Genomic DNA, 23,717 nt, shown 5'->3' on the forward strand with positions numbered 1-23,717 from the left:
ATGACGGCCAGCGGCGTCAAGCAGCGGCGCCAGCGCTACCAGCGCGACGGACTGGTCGGCCTGGCCGATGGCCGGTCGGCCAAGCAGATGCCGTCGTTCGGCCGGGTCGACCCGGCGGTGGTCGAGGCGATGCGAGAGGCGATCGAGGAGACCGCCGAGGCGTCGTCGAAGACGATCGGCTTCGTGGTCTGGCGGGCGACACAGATCCTGACCGCACGCGACGACGCGGAAGGTGTCGAGGTGCCGTCCGAACGCACGCTCTACCGGCTGTTCGACAAGCTGGCGGCCGGCACTCACACGACGGGCTCGGCGACCACGCGCCGTTCGGTGAACGCGCGTCCGGCCGGTCCGTTCGGCGAGGTGCCGGCCTGCGCGCCAGGCGAGTGGATGCAGATCGACTCCACTCCGCTGGATGTCCTGGTGCGGCTGGACCACGGGATTGCCGAGAAGGTCGAGTTAACGGCCATGATCGACCTGGCGACCAGGTCACTGGCCGCTGTGGTGCTGCGACCGACGACGAAGGCGGCCGACGCTTCTGCTCTCCTGGCCCGGAGCATCACTCCAGAGGCGATGCGTCCTGGCTGGTCGCAGGCCCTTCGGATGTCGAGGTCGGCGATGCCGCACCGGCGGCTGCTGGCTTTGGACGATCGGCTGAAGCGCGCAGCTGCGAAGCCGGTGATCGTGCCAGACACGATCGTCTGCGACCACGGGAAGGTCTTCATCTCGAACAACTTCCGTGCCTCTTGCCGCTACCTGGGCATCAGTCTTCAGCCGACTCACAAGGCTTCGCCCTTCGAGAAGGGCGCGATCGAGAAGACGCTGGGGTCGGTGGCGACACTGTTCGCGCAGTTCGTCGCGGGCTACACCGGCCGGTCGGTGGACCGTCGGGGCCGGGGGTTGGAGAACGGGCCGCTGTGGTCCCTACCCGAGCTGCAGAGTTTGTTGGAGGAGTGGACCGTCGCCGTCTGGCAGAACCGCCCGCACGATGCACTGCGGGACCCGGACTCCCCGAAGCGGGCGTTCTCGCCAAACGAGAAGTACGCGACGCTGCTGGAGTCGTGCGGCTACGTTCCGGCCCCGCTCAGCGGCGAGGACTACATCGAGTTGCTGCCCGAACGATGGCAGGCGATCAACGCCTACGGCATCCGGATCAACCACCGCACCTATGACGCCTGCGAGTTAACTCCCTTGCGCCGTCAGCACTCCGGGGTGGCGGCGAAGAAGGGGTTATGGGAGATCCACTACGACCCCTACGACGTCTCCCGCATCTGGGTACGGAACCGCCGCGACGAGTCCAACCGGTGGATCACGGTGTTCTGGAAGCACCTGCACCGCGTCGGCGTCCCGTTCGGCGAGATGGCCTGGGACCACGCCCGTGAACAAGTGGCCGGTGGGAGTGAGGAACAGATCGCCGATGCCGCCGCTGCCCTTCTGCAGCGAGCCCACGACGGCCCCGCAGAGGAGAACGGCCGTCCGGCCAGGGCTTCCCGGCGAGACCGCCGCGTCGCTGCCCGCACCCGGGCCACCACGACCGACCGGTCGAATCCTGACCCGCCAGTCACCGAGGTGCCGCCAGAGGACGATGCGGAATTTGGCCTGGCCAAGGTCGTCCCGCTGGGCTTGTTCGACCCGCTCGCCAATCCCTGGAGGCGTTCGTGACCACCCCTGAACTAGCGGCCCGACACACCGCGTTGCTGGAGGTCGACGCCGATGCCAACCGGCAGCTCACCACATTGGACGGGTGGCGGAGGTTCATCGACAGCTCCCCCGAGCCCCCGGTCCTCTTGTCTCCCGGGGACCTGGAACAGCTCTCTCCCACCGCCCGGGACCTTTACGACGACGATCGACTCGGCCATCACGCCCGCATGCTCACGGTCGCCACCTCGTTCGTCGAGAAGACGGTGATCTGTGGCCGCAGGTTGGTCCTGCTCAACCGGCATGCGATCAGTGCCCGCCGCGGCCTGATGGTCTCCGGGCTTCCCGGCACGGGCAAGACCAGCGCCATCACCCAGCTCGGACGGTCCCACGAACTCCTCGACCGGGCCCGGCACCCGAACATCGCCGACCGCATCCCGGTTCTCTACATCACCGTCCCGCCCGCGGCCACCGCCCGCATGGTCGCCGCTGAGTTCGCCCGCTTCCTCGGCCTTCCCGTCCGAGGCCGCTCGAACATGACGGACATCATCGAGGCAGTGGTCGGCGTCTGCACCGACACTCGCACCGGCCTCGTGCTCGTCGACGAAATCCACAATGTCTCGCAGATCACGCGGGCCGGCGGCGAGGTCTCCGACACCCTGAAGTACTTCTCGGAGCGCATCCCCGCAACGTTCGTCTACGCCGGCATCGGCCTGGAGACAAGCGAACTCCTGGCCGGCACGCGGGGCGCCCAGATCGCGGGCCGGTTCACCCTCGTTCCCACCCGCCCGTTTTCTTACGGAGACGAATGGAAGAGGCTGGTCGCAACCTTGGAGGGGACCTTGCTCCTGCACGACCACCCGCCGGGGAGCCTGGTCAAGCTGGACCGCCACCTCCACAACCGGGCCGACGGCATGATCGGAGCGTTGTCTCACGCGATCCGCGGCGCCGCGATCGACGCAATCCTCAATGGCACCGAGCGTGTGACCAAAGAAGCGATCGACGCGATCCCCCTGGACCACGCCGCGGAGACCGCGACGACGTCCCCGTCCAAGAAGACGGCCCGAAAGTGACCCGCGTGCCAACTGACCGACCTGCCCTGCTTCCCATCCAGGTTCCGCCGCGGCTCGGAGAGACAACCGACTCCTTCATCCGGCGCCTGGCTCGAGCCAACCACCTCAAGCCCAGCTACCTGCACCGTTTCCTCTGCGGCCCACCGTTCTGGTTCGGCAAACCCAGTCTCTCCCGCCTCGCAGCAGTCTCCGGCCGCCCCAGACGCTCACTCGAACGAGCCCTGGCCGACGTCGCATCGCCACGCCGACGCACTAAGCCGAACGTCCGCTACCCCAGCAACGTCCCCTTGGCCGACCGCCCGGACCTGGCCCTCCGCATCCACGAGACTGCCCAGTCCGGGACCGCGACCATCCGCGACCTGTCCAGACGCCACCAACTGCCCTCCCAGACCATCCGCACCATCCTGGAAATGCCAGCTCCGAGCCCCTACAGGTCCAGGAAAGGTCCCAAGACGGGGCAGCCAGTCAGACGGCCCGCCCCCGCGATCAACGACTCAACACGAACCCTGATTGACGCCATGCTCGCCCAGCGCCTCGATCTCCGAGAGATCTGGAACCGGCTGATGGACGACCACGACGTCTCCGTGTCCTACTCCTCCATCAACGTCTACTTCCGGTCCCGTCCGCATGTGGAACGTCACGCAATTCCCCATCAGCAGCGCCAGCTTCTCCGCGCAAGCGTTCGCCCCTGAGTCTCTCTCGCCCGCATAGTCACTGAAGCGGCCCCCAGCAACCTCCGTATCTTGGGAGCCATGACGGACGAGGAAAAACCGAGGCTCTACGTGAACCGCTGGGGCGACACATCAGATCCAGCCCCGGAGCGGCGGGGGCCCCGCCAGGACGCGTGCTCGTGCTTCGACCAGTCCAGGCCGCAACCGCGAGCCCGCGTCGGGTTCCACACCGAACGGCAGGACACCTCCGCCCCGGGCTGGCAGCAGCTGCTAGAGCTGGTCGATGAGGCCATCGCCGACGGGCGCGAAGAGTTCCGTCCCCTCACCGAGCTGAGCCCGGAAGAGCGGCGGCAGGTCATCACCCTGCCCCCGAGCATCGCCAAGCTGACGGCTGTCAAACACCTGGTGCTCTACGGCAGCAACTTGGTTCGCATCCCGCCCGAGATCGGATCCATGACCAGCCTGGAGGAGTTCACCCCCTACACCTCATACCGGCTGCACTGGTTCCCCTACGAGATCACCCGATGCCGGAAGCTGACCCGCAGCACAGTGAGCACGCGCGCGTTGTTCGGCAACGAGAAGCTGCGGCCGCCCTTCCCGAGACTTCAGCCTGCCCACGACTCCGTCACGGACCTCGATCTGGAGAACCTGGATCCCCGGCGATGGGGCGACACCGCTATCCATCGCTGCAGTGTCTGCGACCATCCGATCGCACAAGGCGGACTCCATCAGGTGTGGATCTCGCTACGAGTGGCCACCGACGTGCTTCCTTTGCTGGTCAGCGCCTGCTCGTCGGCGTGTGTCGCCGAACTGCCCGCCGGTGCGAAGGGCTACATCCCCACACCACACACAGGCGGACGAGTCGATCAGCCGGCGTCCGACTGGGACTGACCAGCCGACGTGACCGCCGACACCGCGACCCATCTCACGTGATCGTTTGCCAACCAACTTAGTCGCGGCAGGTCAGCGCGACCCAGACGACTAACTTCACTGTCAAAGGACAGCCCTCATGTCCGCCCGGAGTCATTTGTCCGGCTGTCCTGTGACAGTCGATCTTCCTCTTTGTCAGTGAATCTTGCTCAAACCCACTCTGTTGCCACTACGGTTTCCTCGGTACGTGGTTGCTCAGACCGGGGATGTGGGCTCGTGGCCGGAGACGGTGTCATACCGCTGGTACATCTGGACTCGATCGACGAGGTCCGGGCCGTGCACAAGATGCTGTTCGACCGAAAGTTTGATGGTCCGGAGGATGTGTACTTCGGGAGCCCGTTCATCGCTTCGGTCCAGCACAAGCTGGTGGACGCATTGGAAGCGGCGGAGCCGGCCAAGAACTGGGCCGCTTGGCGTGACGCGGCCGGGCACCCGGAGAGGGTGGAGAGGATCCGCAGCCACCTGGCCGGACTGGGCGAATGGTGGACAGTCGCGTCCGTCATCAAGCGGGAGGCATACGTCCGCGACCTGCTCGCGCCGCTGCGGGTGGATGACGAACTGCTGGGCGAGCTGATCGGGTGAGCGTCGTGGCTGCATCGGAGCGTGAAGCGGCCGGAGGTGGGTTCACGCTCCGCTTCGGCGGTACTGGGGGCTACGACGAGCGGGTTGTCCCGTTGCCTCAGTGCCACGGGCTGGCGTGGGAGGAGGCAATTCCGGTCCGGTCGTTTCGCTGGTCGCGCGGACTCGGGCATTTCCCAGGCTGGTGGTGGGCGGCATCAACGGGACGCCATGTGGGGTTCGAGTCGTGGCTGGAGCAGGACCGGCTGATCCTGCTGGACTTCGATCCTGATGTTGTGGGGATCGCTTCGCAGCCGTTCTGGCTGCACTGGCATGACGGGAAGGAGAAGCGGCGCCATGCCCCGGACTACTTCGTTCGGCTTGCCGACGGCCGTGCTCGCGTGGTCGATGTCCGTGCCGCTGACCCGCCGCGAGCAGGCCAAGGCAGCGGAACTGACCGCTGCGGGGCGGCCGGTGACGCCAAGTGCGATCACCAAGCGACGCCGCCGCTATGAGGCCCGCGGAGTGGTCGGCATGGTTGACCACCGGTCCGCCAAGCCCGTCAGCGCGCACGGCCGGGTGGACACGCTGGTGGTGGAGGCGATGCAGAAGGCGGTCGCCGAGGCTGCCCAGGGCTCCACCCGGACGGCGACTTACCTGTTCTGGCGGACCGGTCAGATCCTGGAGGCGGAGCACGGCCGGGGTGCGGTGGAGCTGCCGTCCCAGCGCAGTCTCTACCGGCTGCTGGAGAAACTGTCGGCGGGCAAGCACACCACCGGATCGGCCCGCACCCGCCGGTCGCTGGCGGACCGCCCCGACGGGCCTTTCGGCGAAAGAAGTGCGGCGGCGCCGGGCGAGCTGATGCAAATGGACTCCACCCCGCTGGACGTACTGGTCCGCCTGGACGACGGGGTCCCCGCCCGAGTGGATCTGACCGGCATGATCGATGTGGCCACCAGGAGCCTGACCGCGGCGGTGCTGCGGCCGACGACCAAGTCCGTGGACGCCAGCGTGTTGCTGGCCCGCACCGTCACCCCCGAGCCGATGCGGCCCGGCTGGGCCCAGGCTCTGGCGATGTCTCGCTCGGCGTTGCCGTTCAGGCGGCTGCTAGACATCGACGCGCGTCTGGAGCACGCCGCCGCCCGGCCGGTCATCGTCCCCGAGACCATCGTGGTCGACCAGGGGAAGGTGTTCATCTCCCGCAACTTCCGGGCCTCCTGCAACTTCCTGGGCATCAACTTCCAGCCGGTGCACGACGCATCGGGCTGGGAGAAGGGCCACATCGAGCGGATGCTGGGTTCGGTCGGAACTTTGTTCGCCCAGTTCCTGGCCGGTTACACCGGCTTCAACGCCGAACGCCGCGGCCGGCACGTCGAACAGCAGCCGCTCTGGTCCTTGCTGGAACTGCAGGAACTCCTGGACGAGTGGATCGTGGTCTGGCAGAGCCGGCCCCACGACGGACTGCGCGACCCCCTTCACCCGGGGCGGATGTTCAGCCCGAACGAGAAGTACGCCGCCCTCGTCGAGACAGCCGGCTATGTCCCGGTCGCGTTGTCGGCCGACGACTACATCGAGCTGCTGCCCGCGACCTGGCGGGCGATCAACGCCTACGGCGTGAAGATCAAACACCGGACCTACGACGACCAGGCCCTCAACCCGCTGCGGCAGCAGCGGTCAGGTGTCAAGGACCGCAAGGATCTGTGGGAGATCCACTACGACCCCTACGACGTGTCCCGCGTCTGGGTCCGTGACCACCGGAAGAGCGGCTGGATCACCCTGTTCTGGAAACAACTGCACCGCGTCGCCGCCCCGTTCGGCGAACTGGCCTGGGACCACACCCGCCGCACCCTGCCCGGAGCGAGTGAGGAGCAACTCGCCGACGCCGTCGCAGATCTGCTGCGACGAGCCCATCAGGGACCCGCTGACCGTGGTGACGCGGGCAAAAGAGCCGGACTCAGCCGCCGGGACCGGCGCGTCGCCGCCCGCACCAAGTCCAGTCCGCCCTCCACCCCGATCGCGCCCAAGGTGCCCCCTGCCGACCGCGTTGCCGACGGCCAAGCGGACCCGGCCGACGACGCTCCCGAGGAGAACATCGCCAAGGTGATACCGATGCCGATCTTCGACCCGTTTACCGAAGCGGACAAGCGGTGGTGAACCAGGAGACGGGGCAGGGCGGGGATCCCGCAGACGGGTACGGGCATCTGCAGCTGACGACCCTGCCGGGCTGGCGCGGGTTCGTCACCGAGATACCCGCAGTGCCGGAGCTGCTGCCCGAGGCGATCTGGTCAGGTCTCGCGGACGACAAACGAGCCTGCTACGACGATGACCGCATCGACCACCACTCACGGTTGCTGGTGGTCCAGACTCCCGCGATCCGCCAGGTCATCACCTCGGGCCGCCGCCTGATCCAGATGAACAAGAACGCCCACTACGGACGATGCGGCCTGATGGTGTCCGGCCCCGCCAGAACCGGCAAGACCACCGCGCTCACCCAGCTCGGCAAGACCGTCGAGGTGATCCACCGACGGCGTCACCCGAACTCCTCCAGCGACATCCCGGTCATCTACACCACCGTCCCACCCGCAGCCACCCCCAAGATGATCGCGATGGAGTTCGCCCGGTTCTTCGACCTGCCGATCTCCGCCAGGAGCAACATCACCGACATCGCCGACGCGGTCTGCGGCGTCAGTACAGACGCCCATGTGACCCTCGTTGCAGTCGACGAACTCCACAACCTCAACACCGCCACACGCGCCGGTGCCGAAGCCTCCGACACTCTGAAGTACTTTTCCGAACGTATCCCGGCCACTTTCGTCTACGCCGGAATCAGCCTGGAACGCACCGGACTGCTCTCCGGCGCCCGCGGAGAACAGATCGCCGGCCGGTTCGGCATGGTCCGCACCGGACCGTTCGGCCAGGACCAGCAGTGGACCGCGCTGATCGCCGCCCTGGAGGACAGCCTGCGGCTCCACTGCCAGCGGCCCGGTTCCCTCACCAAGCTCGACCGCTACCTGCACCAGCGAACCCACGGGATGATCGGGAGCCTGCTCTGGCTGATCCGCGGCGCCGCCATCAACGCGGTCCTGGACGGCAGCGAGAAGATCACCAAGAAGGGCCTCGACGCCGTCGACGCCGATTTCACTTCCCAGTCCCCACGGCCGCCCGCCACGTGATCAATACCCATGCTGCCCCGAGAACGAGCCGAGAAAATCCTCACCCTGCACGCGGCCGGATGGCCGGTGCAGGCCATCGCTGACCACATCGGTCACAGCCACCAAACCGTCCGCGACTACATCAGCGGCCTCAGAACGCCGGGAATTCGGACTCCACGGTCAAGCCTGCTCACCGAACCCCTCGCCAGATACTGCCGTCAGCGACTCGCCGAAGATCCGCACCTGCGGACCAGTGCCCTGTTCAAAGAAGTAGCCGACCTCGGATTTCAGGGAAGCCGAGCAACCCTCTACCGCGAGCTGACCCGCCGGCACCGCCTGCCGGTCCTGGCCGACCGCCAGGACACCAACTCCAAGGAGGAAGGTCCCCAGATCCCATCCGGGGCGTCCCGCACGCTCGCCCGCAGGCCGGAGCGCACACCGGTGCTGCCGCAGCGAGTCGCCCCGATCACAGGAGAAACCCTCAACTCCTACCTGGCCCGCATCGCCCACGCCAACCACCTCACCGTCACCGAGGTACTGGCAGCACTACCCACCTGGTTCTCCACGAAGACCAACAACATCGACGACCGAGCCCAGCACCACATGTTCGCCCCCGCAGCCACCCAGGCCCTGCACGAACTCGCTCACCTCACCAGCACCACACCGGCCGGCCTGGCCCACGCACTACCCGCCTTCGGCACCGACGAAAGCCCCGCCCGAGCCACGACCGCCTGCCACCAGTGCACGGCCCGCCTCGGCATCCGCCAGCCCGTCCCCGTCCACCTCCCGATCCACCACAAGGTCTGCACACGGCACGGAATCTGGCTCAGCGATCTCGGAGAACCCCACCTCGACCTCTCCATATGCCCAGAGATCACCACCGCCCAACACCGGGCGAACCGCCTCCTACGCCACTGCACACCCCAGCAACTCACCCTCGCCCACCAAACCGCGGTCGAAGCCGTCCCACCCTGGCCAGCCTCCCCAGCCGCCGTCCCGCACCACTGGAGATACCGGCTCCTCGCACTGCAGACCCACAATCACCAACGCGGCATCCCGACCAACTTCGACACCTACACACACGCCGCGATCTACCCCGACGCCATCGGACTCGCTGCAGCAGTACTCGCCAAGCATCCTGCCGATCCAGCAAGATCCACTGGCGAAAACTCTCCGCATCTCCGAGCGGCGGCACCCGCAGTTCAAGGCCACTTCGCCATTCAAGATTCCTTATCGCAGGTCAGAGCGACCGCGTCAGGGACGACTCGGTGACACAGGACACCGGCCGTGCGAAGAAGGCCCGCATCGCCCGGCATCAGCCGGTCACGGCGACACGCCTGCCCGATACGGAGCGGCGAGGGCAGGACCGGCGGCTCCCGGTCTCGGCGGCCCATCGCGACTTGACGGCGATCCCGGCCTTCTCGGCTTCCAGCACAGTGAACCCGGTCGTGCGGGATGAGCACGCCGGGGTGCCGATCGGCCGCACCGGCTGGGGCCCCGGGCCCGTCACGCCGTACGCCGAGGTGTCGCCCGTGACACTCGTCCGCCTCGCCGAGGAGACGAGCGAGGTGGCCCACCACGCCCTGGCAGACCGGGAGTCCGGTCCCCGCAGCACTCCCGCCGGTCCGCCGGTCGTCAGGTGATCCGACCGGCCGCCCACTCGGCCCACTCGCGGCGCATGGCGTTGAACCGCAGGCCGTACTCCAGGGCGATCCGGCCGTAGACCGAAAGATTGCCGTCATCCCAGTCGACGGACTCCTCCAGCCGCCGCAGACCCTGGTACCCCTGGTCGGACAGCTCGATGAGCTCGGCGAGGTAGCCCCGGGCCTGCTCGGGCGTCAACACCCCGAGAAAGAACACCCGCAGGAGAATGTCGCTGCGGGTGTTCCGCTGCGGTTTGGTCTCGGTCAGCCAGTGCCGCAGTTCGGCCAGCCCCTCGTCGGTGAGGGCGTACTCCTTGCGGCCTCGCGGCCCCTCGGCCGCCACCGTGATCAGCCCTGCGCCCGCCAGCTTGGTCAGCTCGGTGTAGATCTGGCTCTGGGTCGCCGGCCAGGCGGTGGCCAGCGATGTCTCGAACAGTTTCAGCAGGTCATAGCCGCTGGCGGGGCGCTCGGAGAGGAGCCCGAGCAGCGCGTGTCGAAGGCTCATGCCCCACAGTCTACATTCCACTATTGACATGTCGGTAGTAGACCTTCTAGTTTCGACACGTCGGAACGGAAACACTGAAGCGGAGACCTCATGTCCTACCTGCGCACCTTCCTCCCGTGGATCGTCTTCGCCGTGCTGCCCTCCGGGAACTGGCAGTGGGCGGCGCTGGCAGCCCTGGTGGTCGCGGTGGCGGTGATCGTCCAGCAGGTACGGGCAGGTGCCGGATTCGACGCGCTGATCATCGAGGTCGGCTCCGCGGTCTTCTTCGCCGTGCTGGCCGCCATCGCCTTCGCCAACCCGGACTCGGACGTGCACGACTACTCGGCGGCACTGTCCGCGGGCACACTGGCGGTCATCGCCGGGGTCTCGCTGGCCATCGGCAAGCCGTTCACGTTGGGCATCGCCAAGCGCACCACCCCGCGCGAGGTCTGGGGGCTCAAGCCGTTCATCCGGACCAACGTCATCATCACCGCCGTCTGGACCGCGGCCTTCGCTCTGACCGCTGTCGTGCTCGCCTTCGTGGCGCACTCCGGAAACGCCCACTCGACCCCCGCCACGCTCGTCCAGGTCGCCGGCTTCGCCCTCCCGATGATCTTCACCGTCCGCTACGTCGCCCACGTCCAGGCCAAGGCCGCTGCCCGATGACCTCCGCGCAACAGGGCCGGCCCCACCTGGCGGGCAACTAAGCCCCGGTCGGCGAAGAACTCACCGCGTACGACCTGCCGGTGACCGGGCGGATCCCGGCCGCGCCGACCGGCTGGTACCTCCGCAACGGTCCGAACCCGGCCGACGCCACCTCCGGACACCGGTTCTTCGGCGACGGCATGATCCACGGCGTCCGGCTGGAGGGTGGCCGGGCCGTCTCGTACCTCAACCGCCGGGTGCGCACCCGCAGTTTCACCGACGGGGCCCGGACCTACGACGGCCAGGGCCACCGCGACCTCGCCGCGGACCCGGCCAACACCCACGTCATCCGGCACGCGGGCCGGACCCTCGCCGCCCTCCGGATGCCCGCCCCAGCCCCCGGGCCGGAATCCGACACCACCCCAGGGGGCAACTCGTCCCCTCGAGGCGGAGGTTGACGCACCGAAACCGAGGAGCAGGCACATCGGAGCCGTTTCGGGGTACCCGGTGTCCGCCGGGAACGTCCCGGCGCGACCGACCCGCAGGGGGCACCCATGCCGCTCACCTTCCGCAAGAGCTTCCGCATCCTTCCGGGACTGCGGCTCAACATCAACCGCAAGTCATGGTCCATCACCTCGGGCGGAAAGAACGGGCCGAGGCGCACACACAGCAGCACCGGACGCCGGACGACGTCGATGGACCTGCCGGGGCCGTTCGGGTGGCGCAAGACGACGCGCAAGGCAAAGTGACCCAATAGCGACATAGAGCACCAGTATCGACGAACCGTCACGGAAGCGCCCCTTCGCGGCACTCATCGGCGGCGACATGGGCTCGCGGCGGCGCCCGGCACGCCGCGGGCGTCGCCGCCGCGCCGGTGCGGGGCACCCGAACTCCCCCTCGAACACCGCCTCGTGAACCCGGCCACACGGAAGGCCGCGCTCCATTTTTCTTTATCTCACATCCGATATACGGTCGCGCCATGGCAGACGACTACCTCGTACGTATCGGCAAGCTCATCCGTGACGCCCGGCAACACCGGGGCTGGACACAGTCGCAGCTTGCCGAGGCGCTCGGCACCAGTCAGAGCGCCGTCACTCGCATCGAGCGCGGCAATCAAAACATCAGCCTTGAGATGATCGCCCGAATCGGTGAGGCGCTGGACAGCGAGATCGTCTCGCTCGGCTATGCGGGTCCGATGCATCTGCGCGTCGTCGGCGGGCGTCGTCTGTCCGGCTCGATCGACGTCAAGACCAGCAAGAACGCCTGTGTCGCGCTGCTGTGCGCGACGCTCCTGAACAAGGGGCGCACGGTGCTGCGCCGGGTGGCCCGGATCGAAGAGGTGTACCGCCTTCTGGAGGTCCTCGGTTCGATCGGTGTCCGCACCCGGTGGATCAACGGCGGGGTCGATCTGGAGATCGTGCCGCCGAGCGAGCTGGACATGGAGGCGATCGACGCCGAGGCCGCCATTCGTACGCGGTCCATCATCATGTTCCTCGGCCCGCTGCTACACCGCCTGGACGCCTTCAAACTGCCGTACGCGGGCGGCTGCGACCTGGGCACTCGGACCATCGAGCCGCACATGATCGCGCTGCGCCGGTTCGGCCTCGACATCGCCGCGACCGAGGGGCTCTACCACGCCCGGGTCGACCGGTCCGTCACACCCGGACGGCCGATCGTGCTGACCGAGCGCGGGGACACGGTCACCGAGAACGCGCTGCTCGCCGCCGCCCGCCACGACGGCGCCACGGTCATCCGCAACGCGTCCTCCAACTACATGGTCCAGGACCTGTGCTTCTTCCTGGAGGCCCTGGGCGTACGGGTGGAGGGCATCGGTACCACGACGCTCACCGTGCACGGTGTGCCGAACATCGACGTCGACGTGGACTACTCGCCCTCCGAGGACCCGGTCGAGGCGATGAGCCTGCTCGCCGCCGCCGTGGTCACCGAGTCGGAGCTGACGGTGTGCCGGGTGCCGATCGAGTTCCTGGAGATCGAGCTCGCGGTTCTGGAGGAGATGGGCCTCGACCACGACCGTACGCCCGAGTACTTCGCGGACAACGGCCGTACGCGGCTGATCGACCTGACCGTACGGCCCTCCAAGCTGGAGGCGCCGATCGACAAGATCCACCCGATGCCGTTCCCGGGCCTCAACATCGACAACGTCCCGTTCTTCGCGGCCATCGCGGCCTCCGCGCAGGGCAAGACGCTGATCCACGACTGGGTCTACGACAACCGGGCGATCTACCTGACGGACCTCAACCGCCTCGGCGGCCGGCTCCAGCTCCTCGACCCGCACCGGGTGCTCGTCGAGGGCCCGACCCGCTGGCGCGCCGCCGAGATGATGTGCCCGCCCGCGCTGCGGCCCGCAGTGGTCGTCCTGCTCGCGATGATGGCGGCCGACGGCACCTCGGTCCTGCGGAACGTGTACGTCATCAACCGCGGCTACGAGGATCTCGCCGAGCGCCTGAACTCGATCGGCGCGCAGATCGAGATCTTCCGGGACATCTGATCGGCGGAGTGTCGTGCCCCTAGGAGATGAGGGGCACGACACTCCTAAATGCCTGCTGACCTGCCGTTACACACTTACGGGTCCCTCCATTGATCATCGCCGTTTTTCATCCCCTTGCGCAACGCGCGTGCAAGATGATCTTAAATTGGTGACGATGCATCAGAGCTATCTGAGTGCCCGTCAGCCTTCACGGAGAGTGCTCACCAAAGGGGCCTCGCAATGTCCGCACCGACGGCGCCACTGGCGTTCCTGAGATTCGGAGTTCAGCCTTCGCCGCGCACGCGCATCAAGCGCACTACACCGCTACGGCCAGTTCCAGCCCGGACTCCACGCGCACCGGCGCTCCTTCGATCATCCGGCTGACTCCCACGTCTGGGTCGGCGATCTGCTGACCGAGGGGCCCGCCGACAGCATTCGCGACGCCCCTGCCCGGGAGCGCGTCGAGACGAGCAGGGAAACGCGTGCTGCCGTCGTCGGGCCTGCCAACGGAATGGGCCGTCTCCTTGTACTTGACGAACATGTCCGCGCAGGATTCCTTCATGGGCTTGATGACCTTGCTGGCCTCGACGTACGCGTCCGCTCTCAGCCCGGGGCGGGCTCGCGGTGAACATCATCGAGTGCTGAGGAGGTGGCCCCTGACCAGCGCGTTCGCGCCTTTCAGCACTGTCAGGGCCTTCCCTGCTTACGCGGCGGAAAGTCCCCGAAAAGTCCCCGGTCTGTCCCCGGCTCGGCGATGACTTCCAAGTCGTGTGAGCAGCGCGTTCCCGAGTCGCTTCCTGCCCGTTCGCACTCCTTGCCGCCTCGCCCAAGCGCGGCGCGCATCCACTCGGGACCGCCAGCTTCCGCGCCAGCGCGCTGAGCGTCGACTCCTTGACCTTCAGCCACTCGTTGGCACCATGGCCCCAGCAGCGACCGAGTCCTTGCCCGCGGCCATACGGCCGATCGGATGAACGGCACCGCCGATGCCGGGGCGTACCGCCCACGCGCGTTCGAGCGGTGCCTAGCATGACGGGTGTCTGAAGTTGCTCGTCGGACGTGCCGTGATTCGTCGTCGCCGCGGAGTTCCGTCCTCGCGATGACACTCGCCGGGAGGATGCCACGCACCCGCGCCGACCGCGTGGGCTCCCCTCGCCGAGTCTGCCGTCCTGCGGCACGAGGAGCGGGATGTCTAGGGGCTGCTCGGCTGCACGCCGGTTCGGCTCCATGCCGACCGTCTCGCACCGGCAATCTCATACACCTTGCGAAGACGTCGGCAGCGTTGGCTCCCGACAGCTGGAGGCCGGGATGGACCTGATCCACTTCAGGATGGTGATGCCACCCGTGCTGACCCAGCGGGCCATCGACCTGCTCACCGCCGACCCTCACGTTCTCAACCTCGTGGTCTTGAGGGGGTCGGCGCACACGCCGGACGGCGACGCGCTCGAATGCGATGTGATGAAGGGCGCCGCCAACGCAGTACTGGGCAGCCTGCGCGAACTGGAGATCGACCGCATGGGGTCGATCGCCGTCGATGACGTCGAGATGATGTTCTCGCGGCGTGCGGAGCAGGTCGAGGCCGACGAGCCCAGCACGCTCGTCCACACACCACTGTGGGCCGCGGTCGAGGCCCACATCCGGGCGGAGGGGACCTACCTTCCCTCCTTCTACCTGTTCCTGGTCATCGCCGGGGTCATCGGTTCGGTCGGCATCATGTCGAACTCCCAGATCCTCGTCGTGGCCGCCATGGTGGTCGGCCCGGAGTACAACGCGATCTCCAGCGTCGCCCTCGGGCTCGACCGCGGCAACCGCCGCAGGGTGCGCGACGGCACACGCGCGCTGACGGTCGGTTTCCTGCTGGCGATCATCGTCACTTTCGGTTTTGCCGTGTTGTCGCGGGGTGCTCACTTCGAGTCGGACGCATTCCAGCGGGGCGTGCGGCCTGTCTCCCAGCTCATCGACACGCCCAACTTCTTCTCACTGGTCGTGGCCGCCCTCGCCGGGATCGTCGGCATCGTCTCGCTCACCGAGGCTCATGCGAGTGCCCTCCTCGGCGTCTTCATCTCCGTGACCACGATTCCTGCCGCCTCGGACATCGCCGTCTCGCTCGCCTTCGCCAACTGGTCCGAGGCATGGGGCTCGCTGCTCCAGCTCCTCCTGAACGTCGCCGTCCTCGTGATCGTCGGCTTCCTCACCCTCCGCCTGCAACGACGGCTCTGGCGGCGTGCGAGTCGCCGCACCGCCGCAGCGCCGGGGAAGTAGCAGGAGGCGAAAGGGCACGTCAGCGGCCGACGGCCTGGAGGTGGCGCGGGTCCGGCTCAGCAGGCCTACGTCGAGTCCCCGGCGTAGCCTAATCAGGGCAGTAGGCCGTGCTGCCGTGCGTGACGCACCCAGCGGTCCTCGCGGTCACTGCGAGTAGTACGCCTTGAGGTCCACTGCGGGCCGTCGGAATTGCGAGCGACAGCGGCGGCCGGGATGCCGGCTGCCGTGCTGTCCGCCCGCCGGGCGCTGGAGGACGTACAGGTCATGAGTGTCCGGGTAGCGCAGTGCCCAGAGTTGGTCCGAGGTGATGAGGATCAGGTTAAGTGCGTAGACGGGCAGGTTCTCGGCGATCCAGCGGGCGGCGTGCCGGATGCCGGCGCCGACGTCGCCCCCGTGTTTGCGGGTCTCGCGGGTGATGAGGGCGAAGAACCGCTCGGAGTCGGTGTCGCCGGTGGACCAGCGACCGGTCCTCGGCCAGGTGGTCGTCGAGCGTGGCGAGGCCCTCGATGACCCCGTTGTACGCGAAGAGCGGCCCGTCCTGCTCGAAGGGTTGGGTGTTGCGGGTGTACCAGGCTGCCGGTGGAGGCGAAGCGCACATGCGCCAGGAAGGTCGCCGACTCTTCCTGCCTGGCCTCTTGAGCGAAGGCGCGGTCCCGGTAGGCGGCGATGGGTGCCTTGTCGACGTGCGGGGTCCCGTCGGCGGCGAACTACCCAAGACCGGTGCCGTCCGGGTCGCGGCGGCTCTGCCGGCTGAGGCTGTCGGGGGCGTCCAGCAGCGAGAAGGTGGCGTGGGCGCGCTGCGGGGCGCTGCTGAGACCGCAGCCGGCACGTGGGTTCCTCCTCGTGGTGGACGGGCGGCCTGCCGCTGCTGTCACATGATCAGCGTGCAGGTCGGGGATCCGCGGCCCCGGTCAGTGCCGGCCCGGGTGGAGTGGGTTCTTGGTCTCCGCGCCGTGAGCGAAGCTGCCGGTGTCATCCTCGTCGTGATGCGGTGCGTGCTGCTTGTCCAGCCGGGGCAGGACGCGGCGCAGGTCTTCGAGCAGCAGGTCGGCCAGGTCGTGGCCGAAGCCGTTGCGTACGACGATGCGCAGGACGGCGAGGTCGGTGCGGTTCTTGGGGAAGGTGTAGGCGGGCACGAGCCAGCCGCGTTCGCTCAGCGCGGCGGAGACGTCGAAGACGGTGAAGTGGTCGATGCCCTCGCGTACCCGGAAGGCGAAGACCGGGGTTTCGCTGCCGTCGGTGATCAGTTCGAACGGGCCGAGGCCGGCGATCTCCCGCGAGAGCCGGGTGGCGACGTCACGGGAGGTCTGCTGGACCCGCCGGTAGCCGTCGAAGCCCAGGCGCAAGAAGTTGTAGTACTGGGCGACGACCTGGGCGCCGGGCCGGGAGAAGTTGAGTGCGAAGGTCGGCATGTCGCCGCCGAGGTAGTTGACGTGGAAGACCAGGTCGTCGGGGAGGACGTCCTTGTCGCGCCACAGCGCCCAGCCGACGCCCGGCATGACGAGGCCGTACTTGTGGCCGGAGGTGTTGATCGAGGCGACCCGCGGCAGCCGGAAGTCCCACTCCAGGTCCGGGTCGAGGAAGGGTGCGATCATCGCTCCTGAGGCGCCGTCGACATGGATGGGAATGTCCAGGCCGGTACGGGACTGGAGGTCGTCCAGGGCCGCGGCGATGTCGGCCACGGGCTCGTAACTGCCGTCGAAGGTGGAACCGAGCACGGCGACGACGCCGATGGTGTTCTCGTCACACAGTTCGACCGCCTTGTCGGGCGTGAGGTGGTAGCGGTCGCCCTCCATGGGCACGTAGCGGGGTTCGACCTCGAAGTAGTCGGCGAACTTGTCCCAGCAGATCTGGACGTTGATGCCCATGACGAGGTTGGGCCGGTCGGTGGGCTTGTTCTCGGCGCGGCGGCGGTGCTGCCAGCGCCGTTTGAGGGCCAGCCCGCCCAGCATGGCCGCCTCGCTGGATCCGGTGGTCGAGCAGCCCATCGCCTGGTGCGGGTCCTGGGCGTGCCAGAGCCCTGCGAGCATGTGTACGCACCGGGTCTCAAGTTCCGCGGTCTGCGGATACTCGTCCTTGTCGATCATGTTCTTCGCGGCGCACTCGGCCATTAGGCGCAGCGCCTGGGGTTCGGCCCAGGTCGAGACGAAGGTTGCCAGATTCTGCCGGGCGTTGCCGTCGAGCATCAGTTCGTCGTGCACCACCTGGTAGGCGGTGTCCGGCTGCATCTCCCCGGCCGGCAGCGCGTACCGGGGCACGCGAAGGGGTTCTCGGCTGAAGAGCGGGTTGATCTCCAGGTCCCGGCTCTCCTTGCGCGGGTGCCTCACGGTCATACGCGTTTCCGCCCTTTCTGCGCTGTCCCCGTGGTGTTCTGCGGGTTCGCTGATCGGTATGGCATTTCGGGCCCCCGGCAGCGCACCCGCCAACCCGGATGAGCACTGCCGTCCGAGGTGCGCCGTCCACCCGGGCCGGCCGGCTCGGACATCACTTCCATGACACGCTGACCATAACGCAAACAATGGGGCTAATTGCGAATAATGTCCGTGTCGCTCTGGACACCGCCCCCCTGACGCGACAGCCGCCCACCTGACGGAACGTGAGGCGTCCCAGCCGGTCGCCTGCACCCGCCCGCCTCTCTGGTCGAGCCCCGGGATATTCCCGGGCGGCCGACCTGCCCCACCCACTGCTCATCATCCGGAGCTGGGCATCGCCATGGCGAGCGCGCCCGGTTGGTTGGTCCCATCAGGTGGCGATTCATCGAGCCACGGGCCCCGTGACGCCAAAAGCCGGCCAGCGAGGCGGAGGCTCGTTGTTGCGTGGGCCCGATGACCCGCACGGTGAGGAGAGGAGCGAGCGGTGACCACTGACGAGATCCTCTTTGGCGTGGGCCTGACGTTCGTGCTCGCGGTCGGCTCACAAGTGATCGCAGCCCTTGTACGCGTACCGGCACTCATCGTCCTGCTGCCGGCGGGCTTCATCGCGGGGGCGCTGACCGACGACATCCATCCCGACCGGCTGCTGGGCGCCGCCTTCCAGCCGTTGGTGTCACTGGCCGTGGCGCTGATCCTCTATGATGCCGGGCTCGGGTTGGACCCGCGCAAGCTCCCGGGCGGCATGCGCCGCGTCGTCATCAGGCTGATCATGCTCGGTGTGGGCCTGTCCTGGGCAACCGCCGCTCTGCTCGCGGTGCCCCTGCTCGGAATGTCCGGAGATGCGGCGGTGGTGCTCGGTGCGATCCTCGTGGTCTCGGGGCCGACGGTCGTCGGCCCGCTGCTCGCCTTCGTCCGGCCGAAGGACCGACTCCAGCAGATTCTCACCTGGGAAGGCTCCCTGGTCGACCCGATCGGGGGGCTCCTGGGAGCCGTCGTATTCGCCGCCGTTCTCGACCACAGCGACTCTTTCGGCGGTCAGGTGGCGCAATTCGCCATCAGCCTCGGCGTCGGCCTGGCCGGCGCCGTCGTAGGGACGATGCTGCTGTGGCTGCTGCTGTGCAAGCTCCAACTCAGCGACGTACTCCGCAACTGCGGGCAGCTTGCGGCCGTCGTCGCCGTGGCCGCGGCCTGTGACATGGTCCGCGACGACACAGGGCTCATCGCCGCGATCATCATGGGACTGGCGGTCGTCCACCTGCCCGGCGTCGTACGGTTCGAGCGCCGCCCTGTCTCCGAAACGCTGGTCCAACTGATCATCGGGCTGCTGTTCGTCTCCATCTCCTCCACAGTCACCCCAGCGTCCCTGCACCACGTGGTTCTCCCGACGCTCGGACTCGTCGCGGTCCTCGTAGTGCTCACCCGCCCTCTCGCCGCCTCGCTGGCAACGCTCGGTAGCGGTCTCCCAGGCAGTGAACGCACCTTCATCGCGTGGATGGCACCGCGCGGCATCGTGGCCGCGGCCAGCGCAACCACCTTCTCGGAAGGCCTCGTCAACGCAGGCATCAAAGGCGCCTCCAAGATCCTCCCCGCCACGTTCCTGGTGATCGCGGCGACGGTCGCGCTGTACGGCCTGACAGCTGTCCCCGTCGCCCGGCGACTGGGCGTCACCGCCCCGGAGGCTGACGAGCACCGAGACGAAAAGTCGCGCTGAACGCGGTGCCCGCCGCCGCGGGGAGAGCTCGAGCAGTTCCGACTGCCCGGTCCCACCATGGGATCACTTCAAGGACTTCGGAAACAGGCACGTAGAGCGTGACCGTCGCGACGATGACGATGAACGTCGCGGGAAGGATCTTTGATGCGCCACCGATGCCTTTGGCCGCCAGGCTGGCGGAGAACGTCGAAGCGGTGGAGGCCGCGACGATGCCGTGCGGGGCCATCCAGCCGATGAATGCCCGGTCTCCGCGCGTCAGGTCCGTGCCGGCGATCGGCACGACCAACGGTCTGACGATCAGGACCAGGAAGGCCGTAAGTCCGAGTGCGGGCCACACGACGTGGCGAAGCGAATGCAGGGCGCCGGTGGCCGAGATCGAGATGAAGAGCAGGCCGAGAATCAGGCTGACGATGGTTTCGAAGAACGGTCGCCGCGGCGGGACGTCGAAACCGGGAAGGTTGGCGACGGCCAAACCCATGATCACGGCGGCGATGAGTCCGGAGTCGTCACGCAGGACGTCGCAGAACGCCGCCACACCGATGACGGCTGCGAGCTGAGCCGTCGTGCCGAGCACCTCGCCGAGCTGCAACACCCGGAACATTCCCCACAGTAGGGCGATACCGGCCGCGCCGCCGACTACTCCGGTGCCGACGCCGGCCAGGAAGCCCACTCCGACGGGACCCGCGGTCCTGGGGTCCCAGTTCGCGCAGACCGCGCAACACGGTGTCGGCGGCGCCGACCAGGACGTCGCACTCGATCGCGTCCCCCTCGGGTTTGCGCACTGCTCCGGGGAGGACGAGGAGGTGGAAGACGTGTTCACCGCCGGTCAGCAAGGTGAGAACGTGCGGGGTGAGGTCAGAGGGGGTCACCAGGCGGACGTGCAGCATCCCCATCGACAGCCTCCGTTTTTGGTCCGGCACCGCTGCCCGTGATCCCTTGGCTTCGTTTCTGCGCATGAGCGGACACGGTCGGTAACTACCGGTCGGACGGCCTCGGCAAGACGAGAGTGGTGCCGCCGCTGGGGGCGCGGTCGCTTCGGCCCGCGCCGATGCGGGCCGCAGCGAGTCCCGCGGTCGAACACCTTGCGCCACACAGGTGTCGCGCCCGGGTAGTCGGCGGGATGGGCGGCCGACCGTGTCGGGTAGCAGGGTTCACCGGATTGTTCGATGGTGGAGAGGGGGGATCGAGACATTGGAGCAGCCATGGATCGCTATCCCCCCATCGCTGATCACGGTCTGGTCGGTGACCTGCAAACCGCCGCACTGGTCTCGGCGCAAGGCGTCGTGGACTGGTTCGCAGCTCCCCGGTTCGACTCACCCAGCGTCTTCGCCGCCCTGCTCGACCACGACGGCGGCGGGTTCTTCCGGCTGGCACCCGAGCACCCCGAGGGAACCTGCAAGCAGCTCTACTACCCCGACACGGCCGTCCTGGTGACCAGGTTCATGTCGCCGGACGGTGTCGGCGAGGTGGTCGACTTCATGCCGCCGGACCGGGCCGGCAAGGCCACCGACCGCCACACCCTGATCCGCCTGGTGCGGGTCGTGCGGGGCTCTGTCGAATTCACGCTGGAATGCCGACCCCGCTTCGACTACGCCCGGGCCGAGCACCGGCTCGAAGTCGATGGAAACAGCTCCCTGTTCCGTGCTCCGTCGATGGACGCCCACCTGCAGAGCACCTTCCCTCTGGAACGGGACGGCCAGGACGTGCGGGGCAGGGTGCGGCTGAACGCCGGTGAGTCCGGTGGCGTCGTCTTCACCGTCTGCGCACCGGGCGGCGAGGCGCCGGAGCCCCCGACGCCCGAAGGAATCAGGGCGCAGATGAAGGAGGTCACCGGCTTCTGGCATGACTGGCTGCGTAAGTCCCGCTACCGCGGGCGCTGGCCGGAGCTGGTGCACCGCTCGGTGATCACTCTGAAGCTCCTGACCTACGCCCCCACCGGGGCCCTGATCGCCGCGGCCACGATGGGCCTGCCCGAGCAGGTCGGCGGTGAGCGCAACTGGGACTACCGGTTCACCTGGATACGCGACGGCTCACTGTCGGTCCGGGCCATGCTGGACCTCGGCTTCGTCGACGAGGCCACCGCCTTCACACACTGGATGGTGGACCGGCTGCGCGAACGTGAGGGCAAGGTGGACGGGGAACCGCTCCAGACGATGTACCGGATCGACGGCAGTCCCGACCTGCCGGAGGAGACGCTCGAGCACTTCGAGGGCTACCGCGGCTCCTCCCCGGTACGCATCGGCAACGGCGCCGCCGACCAGCTCCAGCTGGACATCTACGGAGAGACCTTCTACGCCCTGTCCATGGGCCGCGAACTCTGGCCGCACGCCACCTACCACGGCTGGAAGGCACTGACGAAGACGCTGGACTGGCTGTCGGGTGCCTGGGACCGGCCGGACGAGGGCATCTGGGAGACCCGCGGCGGTCGCAAGGACTTCACCTACAGCCGGGTGATGTGCTGGGCCGCCCTGGACCATGGAGTGAGCCTGGCCGAGAGCTTCCGCAGGCCCGCTGACCTGGAGACCTGGCGTTCCGCGAGAAACACGATCTTCGAGCAGGTCATGGACCGCGGATGGAGCGAGAAGGAGGGGGCCTTCGTCCAGCACTACGACGGTGATGTCCTGGACGCCTCCCTGCTCATGATGCCCATGCTCGGCTTCATCGCTCCGAAGGACCCGATGTGGCTGTCCACCCTGGATGCGATGGACCGCAAACTCGTCTCCGACAGCCTCGTCTACCGCTACGACCCGGCGGCTTCCCCGGACGGGCTCCGCGGCTCGGAGGGCACCTTCAGCCTGTGCACCTTCCTGTACGTCGATGCGCTGGCCCGCGCCGGACGGCTGGAGCAGGCCCGCTACACCTTCGAGAAGATGCAGACCTACGCCAACCACGTCGGTCTCTTCGCCGAGGAGGTGGGTCCCACTGGTGAGCAACTGGGCAACTTCCCCCAGGCGTTCACCCACCTGTCGCTGATCATGGCCGCCACCACCCTCGATGCCGCGCTCGACGCGGAGCACGGGCGCTGACCGATGGCAAACCGTACCGTTCATGCGGGACGGCGGAGGCTGGGGGCGGCCGAGTTCAACACCCTTCGCCGTAACCTGCTTGCTCGTAATGCGTGGGCCGCGGGCGACCGGGGTGCCCTGGTGGCGGTGACTCCTGCGGAGGTGGTGGCCGCGACCCGTGAGGTGCGCACCGGCCGGACGGTCACGCTCGCCGCTCCGGTGGAGTGGTCACCGGGCCCGGACAATCCCGAGCCCGCGAGACATGTGATGCTCGGTCAGCCGGATCCCGCAGCGAGCGGGCTCGCATTCGCGAGGGACAGTTTCGCGATGAACGTGCACGGCGACGCCGACAGCCACCTCGACGCCCTGTGCCATGTGGTCTACGACGGCACGCTGCATGGTGACGTGTCAGCGAGCACCGTCTCGCAAGGCGGGGCCGCGGCGCTGTCCGTCGAGGTGGCACGCGATGGCATCGTCGGGCGCGGTGTGCTGCTCGACATCCCGCGGCTGCGGGGCGTGCGGTGGCTCGAACCGGGCGACGACGTGACCGCCGACGACCTGGAAGGAGCTGAAGCCGCCCAGGACGTCCGGGTGGGCGCGGGTGATCTGCTGTTCGTCCGGGTCGGCCACCGCCTGCGCCGTGCAGAACTCGGGGCCTGGCACGCGGCCGAAGCCCGCGCCGGTCTCCATCCGGCCGCGCTGGAGTTCCTGGCGGACCGGCGGGTCGCCGTGCTCGGCGGCGACGGCAACAACGACACCGCCCCGAGCTCGGTCGAGGGCATCGACTTCCCCGTCCACGTAGTCGCCGTCCACGCCATGGGCCTACACCTTCTGGACTACCTGCAGTTCGAGGACCTGGCACCGGCGTGCGAAGCCGAGGGACGGTGGTCGTTCCTGTGTGTGATCGCCCCGCTGAGGCTGCCGCACGCCACCGGCTCGCCGGTCAACCCCATCGCTGTCCTGTGACGCCGTCCGGTTCGGCCGTCGTGAACCAGACGAGTACGCCCCCACGCCGTCTTCCTCGGGTCGCCGCCGCATGCGCCACCCGATACGTTGAAAACAGAGATGGAACGCGAGGGGGCGATACGGGT

General features: G+C 68.0%; 21 protein-coding genes and 2 pseudogenes. 18 read left to right on the forward strand and 5 right to left on the reverse strand.

From position 1 onward, the window contains the following. The first annotated feature begins 129 nt into the window (after positions 1-129). The 10 genes from ACFYR3_RS35170 to ACFYR3_RS35215 all read left to right on the forward strand — a co-directional run bounded on the left by ACFYR3_RS35170 (position 130) and on the right by ACFYR3_RS35215 (position 9,662). Positions 130-1,659 (forward strand): Mu transposase C-terminal domain-containing protein, encoded by a 1,530-nt coding sequence (locus ACFYR3_RS35170; protein ID WP_389286020.1) that lies wholly within the window; start codon positions 130-132, stop codon positions 1,657-1,659. Then, positions 1,656-2,708 (forward strand): ATP-binding protein, encoded by a 1,053-nt coding sequence (locus ACFYR3_RS35175; protein WP_389285962.1) that lies wholly within the window; start codon positions 1,656-1,658, stop codon positions 2,706-2,708. The genes ACFYR3_RS35170 and ACFYR3_RS35175 overlap by 4 nt, the downstream gene beginning before the upstream one ends. 518 nt (positions 2,709-3,226) lie before the next feature. Next, entirely contained in the window at positions 3,227-3,400 is a 174-nt protein-coding gene (locus tag ACFYR3_RS35180; RefSeq protein ID WP_389285964.1) for a hypothetical protein, read from the forward strand. Between the two features lie 60 nt (positions 3,401-3,460). Continuing rightward, positions 3,461-4,270 carry a leucine-rich repeat domain-containing protein gene (locus tag ACFYR3_RS35185; protein WP_389285965.1) on the forward strand — a complete coding sequence of 270 codons (810 nt, stop codon included), beginning with the start codon at positions 3,461-3,463 and terminating at the stop codon, positions 4,268-4,270. Between the two features lie 255 nt (positions 4,271-4,525). Further along, a complete protein-coding gene (locus tag ACFYR3_RS35190; protein ID WP_389285967.1) occupies positions 4,526-4,891 on the forward strand; it encodes a hypothetical protein in 366 nt (121 codons plus the stop codon). A 5-nt stretch (positions 4,892-4,896) separates the two neighbouring features. Then, the gene (locus ACFYR3_RS35195; RefSeq protein WP_389285969.1) at positions 4,897-5,382 is read left to right on the forward strand and encodes a TnsA-like heteromeric transposase endonuclease subunit; all 486 of its coding nucleotides are present in this window, start codon (positions 4,897-4,899) and stop codon (positions 5,380-5,382) included. Then, positions 5,276-7,021: a Mu transposase C-terminal domain-containing protein gene (locus ACFYR3_RS35200; protein ID WP_389286022.1), complete on the forward strand. Its 1,746-nt coding sequence runs from the start codon at positions 5,276-5,278 to the stop codon at positions 7,019-7,021. Before ACFYR3_RS35195 ends, ACFYR3_RS35200 begins: the two co-directional genes overlap by 107 nt. Next, positions 7,018-8,040, forward strand: a complete 1,023-nt coding sequence (locus ACFYR3_RS35205) for a TniB family NTP-binding protein (RefSeq protein ID WP_389285971.1) — start codon at positions 7,018-7,020, stop codon at positions 8,038-8,040. The genes ACFYR3_RS35200 and ACFYR3_RS35205 overlap by 4 nt, the downstream gene beginning before the upstream one ends. A 9-nt stretch (positions 8,041-8,049) precedes the next feature. Continuing rightward, entirely contained in the window at positions 8,050-9,291 is a 1,242-nt protein-coding gene (locus tag ACFYR3_RS35210; RefSeq protein WP_389285973.1) for a TniQ family protein, read from the forward strand. Continuing rightward, positions 9,288-9,662 carry a hypothetical protein gene (locus tag ACFYR3_RS35215; RefSeq protein ID WP_389285975.1) on the forward strand — a complete coding sequence of 125 codons (375 nt, stop codon included), beginning with the start codon at positions 9,288-9,290 and terminating at the stop codon, positions 9,660-9,662. The genes ACFYR3_RS35210 and ACFYR3_RS35215 overlap by 4 nt, the downstream gene beginning before the upstream one ends. On the opposite strand, the gene ACFYR3_RS35220 is transcribed toward ACFYR3_RS35215, so the two are convergent. Beyond that, positions 9,655-10,167 (reverse strand): PadR family transcriptional regulator, encoded by a 513-nt coding sequence (locus ACFYR3_RS35220; protein WP_389285977.1) that lies wholly within the window; start codon positions 10,165-10,167, stop codon positions 9,655-9,657. The two genes, ACFYR3_RS35215 and ACFYR3_RS35220, sit on opposite strands and share 8 nt — an antisense overlap. 90 nt (positions 10,168-10,257) lie before the next feature. Here ACFYR3_RS35220 and ACFYR3_RS35225 point away from each other — a divergent pair, with 90 nt between their 5' ends. The 4 genes and pseudogenes from ACFYR3_RS35225 to ACFYR3_RS35240 all read left to right on the forward strand — a co-directional run bounded on the left by ACFYR3_RS35225 (position 10,258) and on the right by ACFYR3_RS35240 (position 13,300). Continuing rightward, positions 10,258-10,812, forward strand: coding sequence for a hypothetical protein (locus ACFYR3_RS35225; protein ID WP_355851395.1), 555 nt, complete (start codon positions 10,258-10,260; stop codon positions 10,810-10,812). Between the two features lie 53 nt (positions 10,813-10,865). Further along, positions 10,866-11,249 (forward strand): annotated as a pseudogene (locus ACFYR3_RS35230) (carotenoid oxygenase family protein); the annotation flags it as partial. A 96-nt stretch (positions 11,250-11,345) separates the two neighbouring features. After that, positions 11,346-11,540 carry a DUF4236 domain-containing protein gene (locus tag ACFYR3_RS35235; protein ID WP_326784988.1) on the forward strand — a complete coding sequence of 65 codons (195 nt, stop codon included), beginning with the start codon at positions 11,346-11,348 and terminating at the stop codon, positions 11,538-11,540. A 230-nt stretch (positions 11,541-11,770) separates the two neighbouring features. Beyond that, positions 11,771-13,300 (forward strand): helix-turn-helix domain-containing protein, encoded by a 1,530-nt coding sequence (locus ACFYR3_RS35240; protein WP_389285980.1) that lies wholly within the window; start codon positions 11,771-11,773, stop codon positions 13,298-13,300. Positions 13,301-13,595: 295 nt separating this feature from the next. Here ACFYR3_RS35240 and ACFYR3_RS35245 read toward each other — a convergent pair whose 3' ends face one another. Beyond that, positions 13,596-13,841, reverse strand: coding sequence for a hypothetical protein (locus ACFYR3_RS35245; RefSeq protein ID WP_389285982.1), 246 nt, complete (start codon positions 13,839-13,841; stop codon positions 13,596-13,598). Between the two features lie 743 nt (positions 13,842-14,584). On the opposite strand from ACFYR3_RS35245, the gene ACFYR3_RS35250 reads away from it, so the two are divergent. Next, entirely contained in the window at positions 14,585-15,538 is a 954-nt protein-coding gene (locus ACFYR3_RS35250; RefSeq protein ID WP_389285984.1) for a DUF389 domain-containing protein, read from the forward strand. Positions 15,539-15,751: 213 nt separating this feature from the next. Here the strand turns inward: ACFYR3_RS35250 and ACFYR3_RS35255 are convergent. Together ACFYR3_RS35255 and ACFYR3_RS35260 are read right to left on the reverse strand one after the other, a co-directional pair. After that, positions 15,752-16,413 (reverse strand): annotated as a pseudogene (locus ACFYR3_RS35255) (class II glutamine amidotransferase); the annotation flags it as partial. Between the two features lie 36 nt (positions 16,414-16,449). Beyond that, positions 16,450-17,871 (reverse strand): glutamate decarboxylase, encoded by a 1,422-nt coding sequence (locus tag ACFYR3_RS35260; RefSeq protein WP_389285986.1) that lies wholly within the window; start codon positions 17,869-17,871, stop codon positions 16,450-16,452. A 523-nt stretch (positions 17,872-18,394) separates the two neighbouring features. On the opposite strand from ACFYR3_RS35260, the gene ACFYR3_RS35265 reads away from it, so the two are divergent. After that, the gene (locus ACFYR3_RS35265; protein ID WP_389285988.1) at positions 18,395-19,621 is read left to right on the forward strand and encodes a cation:proton antiporter; all 1,227 of its coding nucleotides are present in this window, start codon (positions 18,395-18,397) and stop codon (positions 19,619-19,621) included. On the opposite strand, the gene ACFYR3_RS35270 is transcribed toward ACFYR3_RS35265, so the two are convergent. Then, the gene (locus ACFYR3_RS35270; RefSeq protein ID WP_389285990.1) at positions 19,575-20,291 is read right to left on the reverse strand and encodes a hypothetical protein; all 717 of its coding nucleotides are present in this window, start codon (positions 20,289-20,291) and stop codon (positions 19,575-19,577) included. The two genes, ACFYR3_RS35265 and ACFYR3_RS35270, sit on opposite strands and share 47 nt — an antisense overlap. 532 nt (positions 20,292-20,823) lie before the next feature. On the opposite strand from ACFYR3_RS35270, the gene ACFYR3_RS35275 reads away from it, so the two are divergent. Both ACFYR3_RS35275 and ACFYR3_RS35280 read left to right on the forward strand, forming a co-directional pair. Next, entirely contained in the window at positions 20,824-22,647 is a 1,824-nt protein-coding gene (locus tag ACFYR3_RS35275) for a glycoside hydrolase family 15 protein (RefSeq protein WP_389285992.1), read from the forward strand. 3 nt (positions 22,648-22,650) lie between these two features. After that, the gene (locus tag ACFYR3_RS35280; RefSeq protein WP_389285994.1) at positions 22,651-23,592 is read left to right on the forward strand and encodes a cyclase family protein; all 942 of its coding nucleotides are present in this window, start codon (positions 22,651-22,653) and stop codon (positions 23,590-23,592) included. The last annotated feature ends 125 nt before the right edge of the window (positions 23,593-23,717 follow it).

Source organism: Streptomyces sp. NPDC005784 (assembly GCF_042871525.1).
Classification (GTDB): domain Bacteria; phylum Actinomycetota; class Actinomycetes; order Streptomycetales; family Streptomycetaceae; genus Streptomyces.